This is a genomic window from Campylobacter troglodytis, from assembly GCF_006864425.1.
GTDB lineage: Bacteria > Campylobacterota > Campylobacteria > Campylobacterales > Campylobacteraceae > Campylobacter_D > Campylobacter_D troglodytis.
In genome coordinates, this window is sequence record NZ_QHLI01000201.1 from 1 (window position 1) to 741 (window position 741).

A 741-nucleotide genomic window follows, 5' to 3' on the forward strand; every position below is an offset into this window, starting at 1 on the left:
TATTCCTTGCAAAATAGCACCCTTACACAAACAAAATCTTTTCTTTTAAATAAACTTTTATCCTACCTAGTCCTTGATGAGCTAAGGACTATGAATGATGAATTTGAAAAAATAGATGATCTAGCATTTTTTAATGCAAGAAATTATAAGCAGGATTTGCTAGTTAGGCCAAGATCTTTAAAGCTTATACAAGATGAAGAGGACTTTAAACACTCATCAAAGGCAAGTGAGACTCAAAAAATGCATATAGCTAATATTAATGAGGCTATGCAAAATATACAACAAGATGAAAGAAGAAAGGCACTTTATGAAGAGTATAAGTATATAGAAAGTAAGGGTATAAAAAAAGAAGATCCTTCACAGCCCTCAGCCATAGATGCTTATCATACAGCTATGAATTATTTAGATGATATATATAATAACTGCTTTAATGCTGATCTTACAAATAACACAGCAAATCAAGACAAGCATAGAAATTTTTTAAGAGCCTTGCATATCATAGGACAAAATAATATCAAGGCCTTGTATGTGGGTTGGCTTCAAAGTGATGAGGATGTAAATTCGCAAAGCAACTGTGAATATAATGATGAGCAAGGATCATCTATAAATGATAACACAGTACAATCAAAGCAAGATCTCCGCCCTAAATTCATAGGAAGATTGGCTGTTACCATCATAATGAAAGATGGCTTATGGATAGGATGAGATTATGAGTGAAACATATATGATTTATATGCCAAA

1 pseudogene is annotated in these 741 nt (G+C 32.1%); it reads left to right on the plus strand.

The features are described 5' to 3' along the window. Nucleotides 1-705, plus strand: a pseudogene (locus DMC01_RS14210) (hypothetical protein); the annotation flags it as partial. Between the last annotated feature and the right edge of the window lie 36 nt (nt 706-741).